Raw genomic sequence first — 16,384 nt, forward strand, 5'->3', positions numbered from 1 at the left:
AAATGGATTCATTCAATTAAACTTGATTAAAATATTCCTACTCAGGTGGTTTGAACACCTGTTTGGTGGTAAAGCGGAATCGAATTTCAACTGGTTTAAATATTATTTTTTTGGTTTGGATTCTTTAGAGCCGAGGATGGTTTCCGAAACTTTTTTTGAGTTTTCTTCTGGTTACTATGAAATAGAACTCCAACTCTTTGCGGCAGCAGATGAAGGGAGAACTGAACCTCCGAGTGAACGTCGCAGGCGAGAAGAAAAAGAGAAGGGAAATGTTCCGAAATCCAATGAGGTGGCATCTACATTGGTTTTGTTAGGTGGCACGGGTGTCCTCTTTGTATTGGGTGATACTTTCATTCAGAACACTGCAATTTTTATTAAAAAATACCTTCCCATGGGGATGAAGATGGATCGGTTCGGAGCCGAAGAGTTCCGCGTGATTCTATCGGGTGTATCCCGTGATTTTTTTAATCTCCTTTGGCCTGTCCTTGCGATCACACTTGTTTTTGCTGTTGTGGGGAATGTGGTTCAGGTGGGATTTATGTTTTCCCCAAGGGCCTTATCGTTTCGGTTTGATCGAATTTCCCCCAATTTCAAACGAGTATTGCCCAACCGCCAAACATTGTTTAACTTAGTGAAGTCATTGGCAAAAGTGGTTTTAATCGGAGTAATTAGTTATATCTTAATCTCCGGAGATTTTTTGAAAGTGCTTCTTACAGGAAATATGGGAATGATGCAAGCCATCAAACTCATCACCTATTCTGGATTTAAAATTATGATGGCCGCTGGGCTTTTGTTACTTGGAATTGCTGTGGCTGACTTTTTTTTCCAAAAGTCAGAATTTGAAGAATCATTAAAACAAACTCCTTCCGAAGCCAAACGAGAGATGAGGGAAGATTCTGGGGACCCGGTGATGAAAAACCGCAGGATGCAACTCGCACGGGACATGATGCAAGGAAATATGCTTCGTGAAGTTCCGAAAGCAGATGTGGTCATTACAAACCCCACACATTATTCTGTGGCCTTGTCTTATGAAATGGGAAGGGATTCCGCACCTCGAGTGATTGCTAAGGGAGAAAACCGTCTAGCGCTCGAAATACGAAGGATCGCTCGGGAAAATGATGTTCCGATCGTCGAAAGTCCAAAACAAGCACGCCTTTTATATGCACAAGTGGAAGTGGGTAAAGAAATCCCGCAAGAGTTCTTCCATGCAGTGGTTCAAATCCTAATCACTCTTGAGAAGTTTAAAAAAAAAGTAGGAATGGCATAAATATATGAACTTTAGAGACATACTTAAACAATCCGATGTGATTTTAGGGGTAGGGACACTACTCATTTTGGGAATGCTCATTGTCCCTTTACCTGGTTTTCTTTTAGACATTCTTATTGTGATCAGTATTGGACTTGGCCTCTTGATCCTTATGACAGCGCTCTCTGTGACCGAACCCAGTGAGTTTTCGATTTTCCCGAGTTTATTACTAATTACCACCTTGTTTCGGTTAGCTTTGAACGTTTCCACTACACGACAAATTTTGTCTAAGGGTCCGGCTATGAATTCGAGTGTGATCGAAGCGTTTGGAACCTTTGTGGTGGGTGGAGAGTCGGGTCTCGGGAAGTATGTGGTTGGCCTCATTATCTTTATCATCTTAACGATTGTTCAGGTTCTTGTTATTACTAAAGGTGCAACTCGGATCTCGGAAGTGGCAGCAAGATTTACTTTGGATGGATTGCCACAGAAACAAATGTCCATCGATATGGAGCTCAACAGTGGTGCGATTACTGAGGCCGAAGCCAAGGTAAAACGTAAAAAAGTCCAACGCGAAGTGGATTTTTACGGGGCCATGGATGGAGCATCCAAATTTGTCCAAGGGGATGTGAGAGCGGGCCTTATCATTACCGCCATCAACTTGTTAGGTGGAATTTTGATTGGATCGACCATACGCGGTGAATCTTTCCTTGCATCTATTGAAACTTACGGAAAGTTTACGATTGGGGATGGACTCGTTTCCCAAATTCCAGGACTACTTTCTACAACAGCAACTGGTATCATTGTCACTCGTTCTAGTTCCGAAAAGAAACTGACCGTGGAGATCAAAGACCAACTTTTTGGGAATGCCAAAACTTTGTATGTCGTATCAGGTGCTCTCGGTCTTTCTAGTTTGATTCCAGGCCTTCCTTTCTTTTCCCTTTTGTTTTTGGCAGGGGCTATTGGGTATCTGGGTTATTCCATTGAAAAAGTAGCCAAAGAAGAAATTAAAAAAATCGAAACTGTGGCACAGGAAAAAGTCCAAGAGAAAAAACCAGAAAACTATATCAAAGAAATTTCTGTCGAAGCCATTCAGGTGGAACTGGGTCGCGACTTACTTCCGTTAGTGGATTCATCTTCTGGTGGGCATTTACTCGAACAAATTGCCAACACTCGTAAAAAGTTCGCGATCGATTTTGGTCTTGTGATTCCTGCAATCCGAATCATAGACAATTTAGAAATTCCGCATGATAACTATAGTATCCGTATCAATGGAGTGGTTGTGGGTCAGTCGGCAGTGAGAGCCGATCGTTTGATGGCCATGAATAACACTGCTAGAAATTTAGATGCCATCATCGGCGAACCATTCACTGAACCTGCCTTTGGTTTGAAAGCCACCTGGATTGATCCGAATGATAAAATTGAAGTAGAGAACAAAGGTTATTCGGTGGTCGATCCTTCCACTGTCATCATCACACACTTAAAAGAACTGATTTCCAATTATGCATCACAACTTCTCGGACGAGAAGAAGTGAAAGCCCTTCTAGAACATTTAAGACAAACGCACCCAACCCTTGTGGGAGAATTGGATTACGACAAACAAGGAAGGCTTGGGATCATCCAACAAACCTTACAAAATCTTTTGGCAGAAGGTCTTTCGATTAAAAACCTTCCGAAAATTATGGATGCGATTGCAAACCATCTTCCCAGAACAAACAATCCGTTTGATTTGGCTGAACATGTAAGACAGTCTCTTTCTCGCCAAATCATCAATGATTTTCTTTCTCCCGATGGGAAGTTACATGTGGTTACGATTGATCCAAGGATCATAGATCGGATGAATAAAAGTATCACACTCGATGAAACCGATGGAAGTAAAATCATCATCCTTCCTCATGATGTGCGTGTGAGAATTTTGGAATCGGTGTACAATGAACTCCAGAAAGCTCTCGATGAGAACCGTTTCCTGATCTTTGTGGTTTCTCGTTACCTCAGACAAGCGTTTGCATTCTTTTTGACAAAGGAACTCCCCCCAAGGAACTTTGCAGTAATTGCTTCGGAAGAGATCCATCGAGGGGTTCCGACAGAAATCGCTTCTGTTCTGAGTCTTCCTTCTCGTGAGGAGCACCCACAAGAAGCATAGGAGAAAGTTTTTGCAGCCACAGGTCCCCATCAGTCGAATTTCCGTCGCTCCGATGATGGACTGGACTGACAGGCACTTTCGTTTCTTTATGCGGCTGATTACAAGGCACGCACTTTTATATACGGAGATGGTGACCACAGGTGCCATCCTCCGAGGGAAAGACAACCATCGGTATCTAGATTTTTCCAAAGAAGAACATCCCATAGCACTCCAGTTAGGTGGAGATTCGCCGGCAGCTCTTGCCGAGTGCGCTAAAATTGGGGAAGATTATGGGTATGATGAAATCAATCTCAATGTAGGTTGTCCTTCCGACAGAGTCCAAAGTGGAAGTTTTGGGGCTTGCCTAATGAAAGAACCCGACCTTGTGGCAGAGATGGTTGCTTTTTGTAAATCCCGAGTCAAAATACCTGTGACCGTAAAACACCGGATTGGTGTGAACGGAAAAGAAAGTTACGAAGACCTATATCATTTTGTTTCCAAAATTAAGGAAGCGGGTGTGGACCAAATCATCGTTCATGCCAGGATCGCCATTTTAGAAGGGCTTTCGCCCAAAGAAAATCGAACCATCCCACCACTTCGGTATGAAGATGTCTATCGGCTCAAAAAAGAGTTTCCCGATTTGTCCATTGTCATCAACGGGGGAATTAAATCCCATGAAGAAATCGAAAACCACCTAACGAAAGTAGATGGAGTGATGATTGGGCGAGCCGCTTATGACAATCCTTTTCTCTTTAGTGAGGTTGATTCACTTTATTATCAGTCAACAGACCCGACTAGGACTCGATCAGAGGTTCTTTCGGAACTGGTTCCCTATGTTCATTCTGTATTGAAAAAAGAAGGAAAGATACATTATATCCTCCGTCATATTTTGGGGCTTTATCATGGGGAAAAAGGGGCAAGAGAATACAGAAAATTTCTGACCGACAGAATGCATGCAAATGATGCCAGTGAATCCATTTTAAAAGACTATATTTTGCGTTAAGGATACGAAGGGCGAAGGTCGCCTGCCATCGTTAGATGGCGGGGGACGGAAGCGTTAGCGCACCCCGAAGTAGCCTGACCCTTGGAAACAAAAAGTTTGGTTTTAGGAAAGATTGGGGAACGCCCATAAAAAAAGGGAAAAGTCAATTCAAATATTTGAATCTTTTTGGTATAGGATAACTTATATTAGACGGTATGGCATAGCAATTCGTTCGAAAAATTCTCCATTTGCCTGAAAAAGGGGGCGAAATGGCATCCAAAATCTATTAAAATCAAATGGGTTGACAGGGCGGTTTCTCTTCTCAGCCTGGTTAAATTGAGAGGGAACTACCATGACCAAGCCACTTACCGTACAAAGTGACAAAACGATGCTTCTAGAGGTGGATAACCCAGAATTTGAAGCCTGTCGGGACCTCATTGCCAAGTTTGCCGAGCTCGAAAAAAGCCCGGAATATATGCATACCTATCGCATTTCTCCACTATCCTTGTGGAACGCAGCATCCATCAAAATGAGTGCCGAAGAGATCATTGAAGGTTTAACTAAGTTTGCTCGTTACTCTGTTCCTAAGAACGTAATGAATGAAGTGAGAGAACAAATCTCTCGTTATGGAAAAGTAAAATTGGTGAAGGAAGAATCTGGGGAATTGTACATCATTTCCAATGAAAAAGGTTTCATCACTGAGATTGCCAACAACCGTGCCGTTCAACCCTTTGTGGATGGAATGGAAGGTGATAAAATTCGTATTAAAAAAGAATACCGTGGTCACATCAAACAAGCGTTAATCAAAATTGGTTTTCCTGTGGAAGACCTTGCGGGTTACGATGAAGGAAACAAATATCCATTTAACTTACGTCCTACGACAAAAGGTGGAATTAAGTTTGGAATGCGTGATTACCAAAGAGCTTCGGTGGAAGCGTTTCATGCTGGTGGTCGTAACGAAGGTGGTTCTGGAGTTGTCGTTCTTCCTTGCGGTGCGGGGAAAACCATCGTGGGTATGGGGGTGATGCAAATTGTTGGGGCAGAAACTCTCATCCTTGTAACGAACACTTTGTCCATTCGTCAGTGGAGGAATGAAATTTTAGACAAAACGGATATTCCGGAATCGGACATTGGTGAGTATTCGGGTGAGATGAAAGAAATTAAACCGATCACCATTGCGACATACAATATATTAACTCATAGAAAGAAAAAAGGTGGGGACTTTACCCACTTCCATATCTTCAGTGCCAACAATTGGGGACTCATTGTTTATGATGAGGTTCACTTATTACCAGCACCAGTATTTCGTATGACATCGGAACTCCAAGCCAAACGTAGGTTAGGTCTTACGGCAACTCTCGTTCGGGAAGATGGACTCGAAGAAGATGTGTTCTCACTTATCGGACCTAAAAAATATGATGTACCTTGGAAAGAACTCGAAGCCAAATCTTGGATTGCGGAAGCCAATTGTGTGGAAATTCGTGTTCCTATGGAAGATGACCTTCGTATGAAGTATTCTGTGGCGGATGACCGTGAAAAATTTCGTTTGGCATCAGAAAACCCAGAGAAACTTCGTGCGATCAGTTACATATTGAAGAAACATTCGACTAACAACATTTTGATCATTGGACAATACATCAATCAGTTGGAAGAAATTTCCCAAACTTTCAAAATCCCTTTGATTACAGGAAAAACTCCTCTTCCGGAAAGACAGGAACTTTACCAAGCGTTTCGTTCTGGCCAAATCAAACAACTTGTGGTATCGAAGGTGGCAAACTTTTCTATCGATTTACCCGATGCGAACATTGCCATCCAGGTTTCGGGAACTTTTGGTTCCAGACAAGAAGAGGCGCAAAGGCTTGGACGGATCCTTCGTCCGAAGTCCCAAGACAATACGGCCATTTTTTACTCACTGATTTCGCGTGATACCAACGAAGAAAGGTTTGGACAAAACAGACAGCTCTTCCTCACCGAACAAGGGTATGAATATGAAATTTATACTTTGGATCAGTTTAAAGAAACTGTATCGGAAGAATTACTCACTAAATAGAGGATAGAATGAAACTTGTAGCTAGACGACTGGATGTCGTAGAACCTTCTCCCACACTCGCGATCACTGCGAAAGCAAACCAATTGAAAGCGAGTGGACTTGACGTTGTTGGATTTGGTGCAGGGGAACCTGACTTTGATACGCCAGTGCATATCAAAGATGCTGCCAAAAAAGCAATGGACCAGGGGAAAACCAAATACACTCCCGTGAGTGGAACTGTTTCTTTGAAAGAGGCAATCCTTCGTAAATTCGAAACCGAAAACGGTCTTAAATACGAAAAGAACCAAATCATTGTGGGAACAGGGGGAAAGCAGGTTCTCTACAATTTTTTTATGGCAACTTTAAATCCAGGCGACGAGGTCATCATTCCTGCACCGTATTGGGTGAGTTATGCGGACATCGTTCGGCTTGCCGAAGGAACTCCCGTGATTGTTGCCACAGACATTTCTAGCGGATTCAAAATCACTGCCGAACAATTGGAAAAGGCCATCACGCCTAAAACAAAAGTATTTATTTTTAACTCACCTTCGAACCCAACTGGCGCCGCATACACTCGTTCCGATGTAGAAGCACTGGTAAAGGTTTTGGAACCCAAAGACATCATCACTGTTTCCGATGACATTTATGAAAAAATCATTTATGATGGATTGGAGTTTGTAAATCCAGCCATGATCTCTCCAAAAATGAAGGAAAAAACCTTTGTGGTGAATGGAGTGTCCAAAGCCTATTCTATGACTGGATGGAGGATTGGATACGGAGCAGGGAATGCTGAGATTGTGAAAAACATGGATACCATGCAAGGCCAATCCACAAGCAATGCTTCGTCCATTTCGCAAGCCGCAGCGGAAGCGGCTCTCACTGGGGACCAAACACCTGTGGCAGAAATGCTAAAGGCCTTTGACAAACGTAGAAAGCTCATCGTAGGGCTGTTACGCGAGATTCCAGGGTTTGAATGCCGAATGCCAGAAGGTGCTTTTTATGCTTTCCCGTATATTTCTGGTGTTTATGAAATGCCTGGGTTTAAAAAATTAGTGGCAGAGAAAAAAGAAAGTTCTTATTCCAAACTTTTTTGTGATATCCTACTTGATAAATACAATGTGGCTGCAGTTCCAGGAATTGCTTTCGGGGATGACAAAGCCATTCGGTTGTCTTATGCGTTAGGTGAGAAGGACATTGAAAAAGGTGTCTCTCGCATCAAACAAATGGTTCTGGATTTACAAAAGTAAAATGAATTTCCGCCCTTTACTAAAAATTTTTTGTAGAGGGCAGGCTTTTTCTCGATTTGGATATCCTAACGGATTGATTTTTGGAATTTCTTTTTTTTCTCTATCTCGATTGTTTTTTACATATCTACCAGTTCTCTTCATTTCTTTGTTTGTGGGTTCGCTTATCGCGGCCCCAACCATTCAAGAAAAACCCAAACAAACAAAACCCTCGGATCTTCGCAAACGTGATTCCAATTCATTGATTGTAATCCCGGTGATTGGCCTTAACTTACACTTGTTTGCTGACCAGAAAAGTGATGTTTTGCGTAAACTTAAATTTGGCGAACCCGTTTCTTTTGATAAGGACTCCCTAGAAAGTCCCAAAGAAGATTGGATTCCTGTTAAGTTGGAAGACGGACTTTCCGGGTTTATCAAAAGGTCTGTAGTTCGTTCTGTCCCCCCGAAACAATATTTATCTACTTTGTTATTCGAAGCAGAAAGAATGATTCTTTCGAAAAACATTGATTTTGCGGCCAAACAAGAAATCACCGATACGATCTTTCAGATTTCAGGAACTGGCAAATTTACGGGTGATGATTTTATTTTTCTACGGGCCAAGGCCGGATTTTTTTTAAAAAAAACTGTGGATATGATGAACGAAAAAGAGATCAAACCAGATAATGATCCCTCCACTCTCGAATTTTTAAAACGCCAGCAAACCAAGTTATTATATGATTATACTTCCGGGAAATACTATGTAGATTCCAATTACTTTTGGAAGTTACTTGAGTCCTATCCAAAAACAAAACACTCAGATTACGCAGGTTATCTGGCAACGGAGAGTATGCCGACAGTAGACTGCGGTGTTGATTTAAAATGCCGATTAGAAGAGATGCGGAAAGGAAAACTTCGTTATATTTATCTTTTTCCTAGAGGAAATTATGTAAATTTGTACACAAAAGATTTAGTATCTAATTTACAGTCCATGACTAAAGATCCTGATTCCATTCCTTGTTTTTCGCCGGTAGGGGAAGGAATTAAGTCCGAAATTAGCCAAATGATTCGGTATGCATCAGAAGTGGGTCCGAGAGAAAAAAAACAAATCCTTCCTCATTTACAAATTTTAAAGAAAGAATGTTTTCGATGATGAGTTTTTGAAAAGAAGGTTTTTCTTTGAAATTAAGTTTTAAATATTACCCATTTTTGAAAGGCTCAGAAAATCAAAAATCGGTAGGCGATATCATCATCTTACATGGGTTATTTGGTTCCTCAAAAAACTGGGTTACGGTTGCCAAGTTTCTATCTGCCTATGGATCTGTTTATACCCTAGACCAAAGAAATCATGGAGACTCTCCTCATTCCGAGGATCATTCCATAAAACTAATGTCTGAGGATTTAGAAGAATTCCTTTTGGACCATCAAATTCAAAATCCAATTCTACTCGGACATTCGATGGGTGGACTTGTGGCGATGTATTTTGATTTTACTCATCCCGGTGTTCTGAAAGAACTCATCATCCAAGATATCGCACCCAGATCTTATCCATTTGTGTATGAGAATGAAATTGCATCTATGTCTTTTCCCCTAGTTGGATTTTCCTCCCGAACGGACATAGATTTAGAAATGGCAAAATATTTACCTGATACTTTTATCCGTCAATTTTTGCAAATGAGTTTGGAGAGGTTGGATACTGGTGAGTATCGTTGGAAGCTGAATGTTGCAGGCCTCAATGCGGCTAGGCGAGTGTTTGATCATCCATATCCAAATCAGATTTCCTCAGATACAAAGACATTATTTATCATCGGTGGCTCTTCCGAATACATTACAGATGCGGATCAATCATTGATTCGGGAAACATTTTCTCATCTAACGATGGTAAACATTCCTGGAGGTGGGCATTATATTCATTTTACGCACCAGAAAGAGTATTTGGAAATTTTGAGTAAAGAACTCTCGTTAATTTCCTGAAGTGTTTTTTTCGCATAACGCATGAGTGATGATAGGATTTCTGGTTGAATGGTTTTATTGGGTTAACAGACAGTAGTCTGGATTTTACTACTGTCTAATATTCAAAAAAATCAATCTTCGAGTAGGGATCGTAACATCCAGGCTGTTTTTTCATGAATGTCGAGTCGTTGTGTGAGCAGGTCCAAGGTGGCTTGGTCATTCCCTTTTTCAGCAGGTTCGTAAGCAGCACGTGCTGTGCGGATGACAGCTTCATTTCCTTCGACCAAATGTTTAATCATTTCTTTGGCTTTCGGAACTTCTTTGTCTTCTGCGATGCTTGAATATTTTGCAAATTCCCACCCACCCATAGGAGCATAGTATCCTAGGGACCTGATTCTTTCTGCAATGGGGTCGATCGCATTCCAAAGTTCTGTATACTGAGTCATAAATAAAATATGTAAAGTTTGGAACATCGGGCCTGTGACGTTCCAATGGTAGCTATGTGTTTTTTGATACAGAGTGTACGTATCAGCTAAGAGTTTTTTTAAAGACTCTGAAATGGCACTTCTTTCTTCTTCTGGAATTCCAATATTAATTTTCATGATCTATCCTTGTTGTTTTAGATTGTTTATTTACTGAGTGTTGAAACGATTTTTTCGACTAAACTCTCTGCTACGAAATCGTATTGACTTGTCGCTATGAGAATATCATCCCGGCTCCAAATGAGTCCTAACCCGAGGGTATATTGGAGTAATTTCCCCATTGTCCAATCGGCACCTGGTTTTTTCCGAGCATTGATAATGACATGTCCTGATTCGATGTGAACAACTTTCAAAGACACTGTATCCACTAAATTAGGGATAAGTTTTCCTTTTTCATCATATTTTTTTAGTGCAGAACCTCTTCCAAAAACTAAGGCATCAACACCCAGAACTTTTCCTAGGCGAACGGCTGTTTGTGTGTCAATGATTCCCGTTTTAGAGAAACTTTGTTCATTAACCACTTTGGAGAGTTGTTCTCTCTCGATAACTTTTATAGGTAGAAGTTTGGCAATTTGTAAAGAAACTGCATCAGTGAATTCGTCTCCCCATTTTGCCTCTTCAATGTCAAAAAGTAATACCGCCACTTTGGAAATTCCCAAATCCGTTTTCCCTGATTCCGGATACTGGACGGCGACATCCATGGTGCGACAATTTGTTAAAGGAAGGGCCAGGAGGAGGGATAGACACGATAAATATATTTTCATAGATTTCCTTAAGAAATGATGGAAGGATCGCAAACCGGCAATTCTTTTTCGGTTCAAAAACTGGCATTTTGGAAAATTCGCTTTTCCTATTGTGGTCTTTCCTAGATTTTTCCAACTAGGTCCTTTAATGAAAAAGATTCTCAGTACATTTATAATCATTCTCACCTTTTTTCTGCTAGGTGCAGGTTATTTTTTTTCATCTTCCATAGTCTCCTTTCCCATCACTACCTTAGAAGAAGATAGGACGAAATTAAGCATCAATTCCGTTGCCGATTTTGGACTGCCCGAGCCGGAATCCATCCGTTTTCAAAATGGAAGTTTACGGCTTCGCGGTTGGTATTTTAAAAATCTGAAGAAAAAAAAATGCGGTGTTGTTTTGCTACACGGGCATAAAAGGACCCGTTATGGAGTTTTAAAATATGCGCCTTTGTTTTGGAAACGAGGATGCAGTTTGTTTATGTATGACGCTCGCCATCATGGGGAAAGTGCAGGGGAATACGGAACGTACGGATTTTATGAGAAAAGTGATTTGGAGAGAGCCATAGAATTTTTTTCTGAAATTAGCACAGTTCCAGAGGAGCAGATTGGTATTTTCGGAGCTTCTTTTGGAGCGGCTACCGCTTTGCAATACGCGGAAAGTCGTAATGACTTTGCTTTTGTGATTGCTGACTCCCCCTTTATGGACATGCGTTCCATTGTTGAAAAGCGGGCTGTGGATTTGTATTCTCCTCTGGTATTATTTCTTTCTCCCATAGCACTTTCCATTGCGGAAGTTCGAGCTGACTTTCTGGTTGATGAAGTATCTCCCCAAAAAGCAGCGAAGTACATTTCCCAACCAGTTCTTCTTATTCATTCAAAGTCTGATGAAATCACACCTGTTTCTCATTCGGAAGAGATTTTTCAGAATTTAAAATCAAACCGCAAACAGTTGTTTGTTACAGATTGGGGAGCTAGCCACTGTAAGTCGATCGATGTTCGTTACGGCGAATATGAATCCATTGTAAATTCTTTTTTGAAAGAGAATACAACCTTTCCGAAGTGACTAGCGGATTTTAATTAATCTAGGTAGAGCTTCCCAGGTTCCATCGTCTTGTGTGAAACGGGTAAGATAGACGGGAAAGAATCCAACACCAGTGCCTGCTGATATAGAGTAGCTATAGTTTATTTTTCCATTGGCAGATTGAAGTTGTTCACCTTTATTAATGGGGGAGTGGTAGTTGCCTGGAAAGGCAGGGACAAGTGTTGCCGTTGCAAAAGAATCAGTACTTCGATAAATTTCTACTGTTGGCGAAGCAAAAGTTGGGTCTGTCGAAATGATTAAATAGTCCGAGTTTCCCGAGCTTTTAATATCTCGTAGGAGCGAATAAGTAGGTGTTTGTGAAGTTGATAGTCCTGAGATTGCAGTCCCATTTCTTGTGATAGTCGGAAAAGGCGATCCGTAGTTCGCTGTCGGGAAAGTGTAACCTAAGTAAGGATTTGATCCAAGTAAAGAAACAAATTTACCGTGAGCAAAGAATACTGGAGATTGGAAGTTGATCCCACTTCCATCAAAGTTAACTGGATTATTGTTTAAAACATAAGTATCTAAACTACGCACTGGAGCCGTTGTTGAAAGTGTTGCACTTGGGCATTGTAAATAATCAATCCCTGCGATCGTTGCTACCTGATAGGCAATTGAATCATTAGCAAAATTTGACATTTGGCAACTAAAACCGCTGATTAAATCTGCAGTAGGCTCAAAATTTGCATTTAGAAGAGTTGGTCTTATTTCAATAGCTGGAAAATATGTTGGACTAACCACATACCTGCCATTACCAAAATAGATTGTTGGATACATCCAAGACGGGTTGATTGAATCTGTGAAAAGAAAAGCATTGGTCGCGATCGGTAGAATTGTTGCGAGACTGGAGTTTGGTGGAAATAAATTCGGAATTTTAATCACTAAATTTCTTGTCGAAAGGTAAGTGAGTGCAGGATAATTCCTCCTTTCTTCAGAAAGGAAAAATACATATTCGCCACCATTGAAAACTGGTTTTGAAATTTTTAAAATCAATTCATAAGAGACATTTTTCTCTATCGTAACTCCATCAATTTTTGTGACTTGGTCATAATATTCACCGTCTGCGCTAGAGGCAATGTAACCTATCGCAGTATTCTTATCAATCGCCATAAAAGATGTTTGAACTTCTAAATAGATAAACTGTCTTCCGTTTGCCGACCCGAGAGGAGTAAATGAAAGATTCGAGGCCAATTGATTCCGATAATTGGCAATGTCTTCTAAAAGGAACTGAACAATTCCTCCTTGTGTAAGTAAAGAGAACATTTGTTTGGTGATCCCATTGTAAATACGAAAACTTGCCGCGCCCACAAGGGTTCCTCCCGAATTCTTAACGGTAAGTGAGGCGATTCCCCTTTCGTTAAAGGTCAAAAATCCTCTTCCGTTGGCGTCAAGAGTTACTGTATAGTCTTGTACGTTTCCGCTTTCTCCATAGGGCGAGACGGGAATACCGCTTTCATCCGCTTCATTAAAGACTGAATAGGTTACCGTTCCGTTTATATATGGATTCCCACCAGGATCGGTAAACTTCATAAATAAGACAGTTTGACTATAAGTATTAAATGCATCGGCTAAACTTAATAACCGAAGTAAGGATTGCAAAGAACCTAGGTCTTCTCCGGGATCAAGACTCGAGGGTTTAAAAATTCGGCATTGAAAGCTAAATAAAAGAAGTATAAGTATTGTGAGTAAGTGATTCATTTGAGGTCTCCCTAGAATAGAATGGAATAACGAACTTCAGCATAAACTGAATTGTTATGAGGTCGGAGGCCTGTGATGGAATAAGGTCTATCCCAACCTGTTTCCCAGTCCAAACCATCTTTGAATTGTTTTCCACTCGTACTGACAGTGGGGCGGTCTGGATAACGATCTCGTCCGATCATGTAGGCATGAACTACATTGGTTATGTAGATGATGCCCGCAGTTCCAAGCCCTGCTAAGTATTTGGTGTTGGCTTCTTTGGCGTCATTTTTGTTTTTTGCGATTAGATCTTCCACAATTGAGGTCTCAACAAATCCGCCAATAAATTCAGAAGCTAAACTAATGTTTTGGGCATTGAACCTGGTTCCTGGCCCACCGATTTGGTTCAGTAAAACCATGGTATCGTAATGGGACTTTGCATTTTGTTCTTCAGCGCGAAGAGGGCCAAGGGAATATAATAGAGTCCCAAAAAATAATGTGCCAAAGGTTCCTGCTGATACCGTGTATCCACCACAATATTGGCCCCAACCGGGAAGGATTGCGGATCGCCAAATAATTGCTAATCGACCACCGCATTGAGTTGCTGCGGGTGATGGGCCAAGTTTTCTTGTTGCCAACCATTCTGCCTCAGCTCTCGCCTCTCTTTCCGCTTTCGTTTCTTTGTTTTTTTCTTCCAAGAGTCTTGTTTGTTCAGCAAGTTTTACTTCTTCTTCCAAACGTTTTTGTTCTTTTGCTTCAGCGAGCAATCGTTCTTTTTCCAGTTTTGCTTTTTCTTTCTCTTCTTTCTCTCTTAATTTTTTTTCTTCCGCGATCCGGATTTTTTCGGCTTCTTGGTCGCTTACATCTTTATAAATCACTTTTAAAATTTGGGATTTGGAAATGGTTTGTGATCCTTCTGCTGTTTGTACTGTCAGGCCACGTTCATTTTGGTCTGTAACCTTCCCTTTCAGAGTCTTTCCATTTTTAAGAATGACTGTGTTGATTGCAAATAATGGGAAGTTGAGGAAAATAATGAGAGATAAAAATAGTAATTTTTTCATAGATAGGAATCCATTCCAGGTTCCTGAAATTTTTGCATTCATTCAAGAAATTGCAAGAGAATTTTGGGAGGATTATTTGGGTGGATTGTTTGTTAAATTTAGGATTTTTATTGAATACGATTGAATTTTTTGCTCATCGCAAGGTCCAGATTCTGTGCTTCTCGTTTGAACACAAAATCTGGGCGAATTTAAAAGGAAGAGTATTTGTTATTCCTACTCAAGAAGAGTTCTGATTTCTTGATCATTTTCTTTTGAAGCCAAATCGATTGCCTTTTGGCCAAACCGATTCGTTATATCTTTATTAGCACCGTTTTTAAGTAGGAATTTGATCATTGGAATATTTTTTTTGGCAACAGCCCAATGCAAACAAGTTTCGTTCTGGTCAGTTACGTCATTTATATTCCATTTTTTTGATGAGTAAATATATTGAAATAATTCGAAGTCGTTTCTCATGCTTGCAAATAATAATGCTGTCCAACCCGCATTGTCCTTCCAATCTAAGCTTACTTTTTTTGAAATTAAATACTTCAACATTTCATTATTAGAATTTAGGTAAAAAGCCTGCATGAGTAAATTGGAATTAGTCGTAATAGCGCCGTTTTGATTCGTTACTTGAAAATCTTTGTTTATTGCGCCTGAGTCGAATATTTCCTTCGCTTTTGCTAAATCATTTTTTGTTAGTGAACTTAAAATCAGTATTTCGGGAGCCGAATCTCCTTTGAACGTAATATCTCTAATTTCGAAATGAGGTTGTCGGTTGTTTATTGTATATGCTATGGAATAGATATAATAATTATCTCTAATGAAATCTTTTGAAAATGTTTGAACAAGCGTTTTTGAATTGATTTTAACTGATGTGGCACTATTTGATTTATCAACAATCGCAACCGAGTTTGAGTTTGAACTTGCTGATCCATCCGTACCTATTTTTACATTGATACTCCCTTTAATCCTGGAGAACACAAAGGAGAGAACAGACTCATTAGAATCAAGCTTCTCAAAACATCCCTGGAAATATACTCCGAATCTCTCCACAGAAAAATCAGGGTTAATGACATTGCCATCTTTTACTTTGCAGTTTTGGTTTACTTTGGCTTGGTCGATGACCAACGTTTTGCTCGTGTTTGCGCAGTTAAGGATAAAAATTAGAATGAGTGTGAATCTAAACATAAGTAAAAGATCGGGGAGTGCAGTCATATCTACAATGTTTTTTTTGGAGTGGAATGGGGATTAAATATGATTTTGTTTAACGGTGATTATTTTATTCTGCTCACTGTTGGTTATATGCAGTTTAACGTGCGTTATTGACAGTATAGTCTCCCCGCCCTGATCAGAGGGTGGGGAACTAGACCCGCCACCCAATGGCTACCTTCTATCATAGATCTGTCAATCCATCAAATACAAACCGATTCCTTGAAAATTTTCTCTGCACAAGTTCATCTTTTCGTCCGAGACCTTGGTTTTTAGTTTAACAATGGGTAATCCTGGTGCAGGTTACCTTTGTACACCGGCGATCGCTTGTTATTCGCCACACCTGGCTTCTTTGCGGGTCGACTAATTCTTGTTATTTATTCGCCAGACTTAGGTTATGCGGCAACTCCTCACTACCCATCCCGTCACTGAATTATGTCTCATTGCCGCTACTAACCAACACCAAATCATATAAAAAAAATCTTATCTTTCTTCATGAACTGCGAACTTTTTTATAAAACCGTGTTGACTGCTTAGGTTTTGAAATTACTTTGGTTTTTACCGCATGGATCTTTTCGATTCATGAAACCGGTAGCTTGC

At 40.5% G+C, this 16,384-nt stretch carries 13 protein-coding genes; 8 read left to right on the forward strand and 5 right to left on the reverse strand.

The window, feature by feature from the left end:
• The first annotated feature begins 136 nt into the window (after nt 1-136).
• From JWG40_RS01170 to JWG40_RS01200, 7 genes are all read left to right on the forward strand, one after another.
• A complete protein-coding gene (locus JWG40_RS01170) occupies nt 137-1,267 on the forward strand; it encodes an EscU/YscU/HrcU family type III secretion system export apparatus switch protein (protein WP_232369094.1) in 1,131 nt (376 codons plus the stop codon).
• A gap of 4 nt (nt 1,268-1,271) precedes the next feature.
• Nucleotides 1,272-3,386, forward strand: a complete 2,115-nt coding sequence (locus JWG40_RS01175; protein WP_205284058.1) for a flagellar biosynthesis protein FlhA — start codon at nt 1,272-1,274, stop codon at nt 3,384-3,386.
• A 10-nt stretch (nt 3,387-3,396) separates the two neighbouring features.
• Nucleotides 3,397-4,368, forward strand: a complete 972-nt coding sequence (gene dusA, locus JWG40_RS01180) for a tRNA dihydrouridine(20/20a) synthase DusA (protein ID WP_205284059.1) — start codon at nt 3,397-3,399, stop codon at nt 4,366-4,368.
• A 331-nt stretch (nt 4,369-4,699) separates the two neighbouring features.
• Nucleotides 4,700-6,397 (forward strand): DNA repair helicase XPB, encoded by a 1,698-nt coding sequence (locus JWG40_RS01185; protein WP_205267936.1) that lies wholly within the window; start codon nt 4,700-4,702, stop codon nt 6,395-6,397.
• 8 nt (nt 6,398-6,405) lie between these two features.
• Nucleotides 6,406-7,623, forward strand: a complete 1,218-nt coding sequence (locus JWG40_RS01190; protein WP_205284060.1) for a pyridoxal phosphate-dependent aminotransferase — start codon at nt 6,406-6,408, stop codon at nt 7,621-7,623.
• A 1-nt stretch (nt 7,624) separates the two neighbouring features.
• Nucleotides 7,625-8,749, forward strand: a complete 1,125-nt coding sequence (locus tag JWG40_RS01195) for an SH3 domain-containing protein (protein WP_205284061.1) — start codon at nt 7,625-7,627, stop codon at nt 8,747-8,749.
• A 26-nt stretch (nt 8,750-8,775) separates the two neighbouring features.
• On the forward strand, nt 8,776-9,570 hold the full coding sequence (locus tag JWG40_RS01200; RefSeq protein WP_205284062.1) for an alpha/beta fold hydrolase: 795 nt from the start codon (nt 8,776-8,778) through the stop codon (nt 9,568-9,570).
• Nucleotides 9,571-9,680: 110 nt separating this feature from the next.
• Here the strand turns inward: JWG40_RS01200 and JWG40_RS01205 are convergent, their stop codons facing one another.
• The gene (locus JWG40_RS01205) at nt 9,681-10,154 is read right to left on the reverse strand and encodes a Dps family protein (protein WP_269571000.1); all 474 of its coding nucleotides are present in this window, start codon (nt 10,152-10,154) and stop codon (nt 9,681-9,683) included.
• Between the two features lie 23 nt (nt 10,155-10,177).
• Complete coding sequence (locus tag JWG40_RS01210; RefSeq protein WP_232369089.1) at nt 10,178-10,795, reverse strand: CsgG/HfaB family protein; 618 nt, start codon at nt 10,793-10,795, stop codon at nt 10,178-10,180.
• Nucleotides 10,796-10,922: 127 nt separating this feature from the next.
• Between JWG40_RS01210 and JWG40_RS01215 the strand changes: the two genes are divergently transcribed.
• Entirely contained in the window at nt 10,923-11,837 is a 915-nt protein-coding gene (locus tag JWG40_RS01215) for an alpha/beta hydrolase (RefSeq protein ID WP_205284063.1), read from the forward strand.
• Here the strand turns inward: JWG40_RS01215 and JWG40_RS01220 are convergent, their stop codons facing one another.
• The 3 genes from JWG40_RS01220 to JWG40_RS01230 all read right to left on the reverse strand — a co-directional run bounded on the left by JWG40_RS01220 (nt 11,838) and on the right by JWG40_RS01230 (nt 15,790).
• Nucleotides 11,838-13,553 (reverse strand): hypothetical protein, encoded by a 1,716-nt coding sequence (locus JWG40_RS01220; RefSeq protein WP_205284064.1) that lies wholly within the window; start codon nt 13,551-13,553, stop codon nt 11,838-11,840.
• 11 nt (nt 13,554-13,564) lie between these two features.
• On the reverse strand, nt 13,565-14,593 hold the full coding sequence (locus JWG40_RS01225) for an LA_0442/LA_0875 N-terminal domain-containing protein (RefSeq protein ID WP_205284065.1): 1,029 nt from the start codon (nt 14,591-14,593) through the stop codon (nt 13,565-13,567).
• A 213-nt stretch (nt 14,594-14,806) separates the two neighbouring features.
• Nucleotides 14,807-15,790 (reverse strand): ankyrin repeat domain-containing protein, encoded by a 984-nt coding sequence (locus JWG40_RS01230; protein WP_205284066.1) that lies wholly within the window; start codon nt 15,788-15,790, stop codon nt 14,807-14,809.
• Between the last annotated feature and the right edge of the window lie 594 nt (nt 15,791-16,384).

Origin of the sequence: Leptospira abararensis (assembly GCF_016918735.1) — a bacterium.
Taxonomy (GTDB): Bacteria; Spirochaetota; Leptospiria; order Leptospirales; family Leptospiraceae; genus Leptospira_A; species Leptospira_A abararensis.

What these genes read in the sequence shown, in the direction of transcription:
- JWG40_RS01230 (WP_205284066.1), bottom strand. Translation starts at nt 15,790, where the DNA reads ATGACTGCACTCCCCGATCTTTTACTTATGTTTAGATTCACACTCATT.
- JWG40_RS01220 (WP_205284064.1), bottom strand. Translation starts at nt 13,553, where the DNA reads ATGAATCACTTACTCACAATACTTATACTTCTTTTATTTAGCTTTCAA.
- JWG40_RS01210 (WP_232369089.1), bottom strand. Translation starts at nt 10,795, where the DNA reads ATGAAAATATATTTATCGTGTCTATCCCTCCTCCTGGCCCTTCCTTTA.
- JWG40_RS01225 (WP_205284065.1), bottom strand. Translation starts at nt 14,593, where the DNA reads ATGAAAAAATTACTATTTTTATCTCTCATTATTTTCCTCAACTTCCCA.
- JWG40_RS01190 (WP_205284060.1), top strand. Translation starts at nt 6,406, where the DNA reads ATGAAACTTGTAGCTAGACGACTGGATGTCGTAGAACCTTCTCCCACA.
- JWG40_RS01175 (WP_205284058.1), top strand. Translation starts at nt 1,272, where the DNA reads ATGAACTTTAGAGACATACTTAAACAATCCGATGTGATTTTAGGGGTA.
- JWG40_RS01170 (WP_232369094.1), top strand. Translation starts at nt 137, where the DNA reads ATGGTTTCCGAAACTTTTTTTGAGTTTTCTTCTGGTTACTATGAAATA.
- JWG40_RS01215 (WP_205284063.1), top strand. Translation starts at nt 10,923, where the DNA reads ATGAAAAAGATTCTCAGTACATTTATAATCATTCTCACCTTTTTTCTG.
- JWG40_RS01185 (WP_205267936.1), top strand. Translation starts at nt 4,700, where the DNA reads ATGACCAAGCCACTTACCGTACAAAGTGACAAAACGATGCTTCTAGAG.
- JWG40_RS01195 (WP_205284061.1), top strand. Translation starts at nt 7,625, where the DNA reads ATGAATTTCCGCCCTTTACTAAAAATTTTTTGTAGAGGGCAGGCTTTT.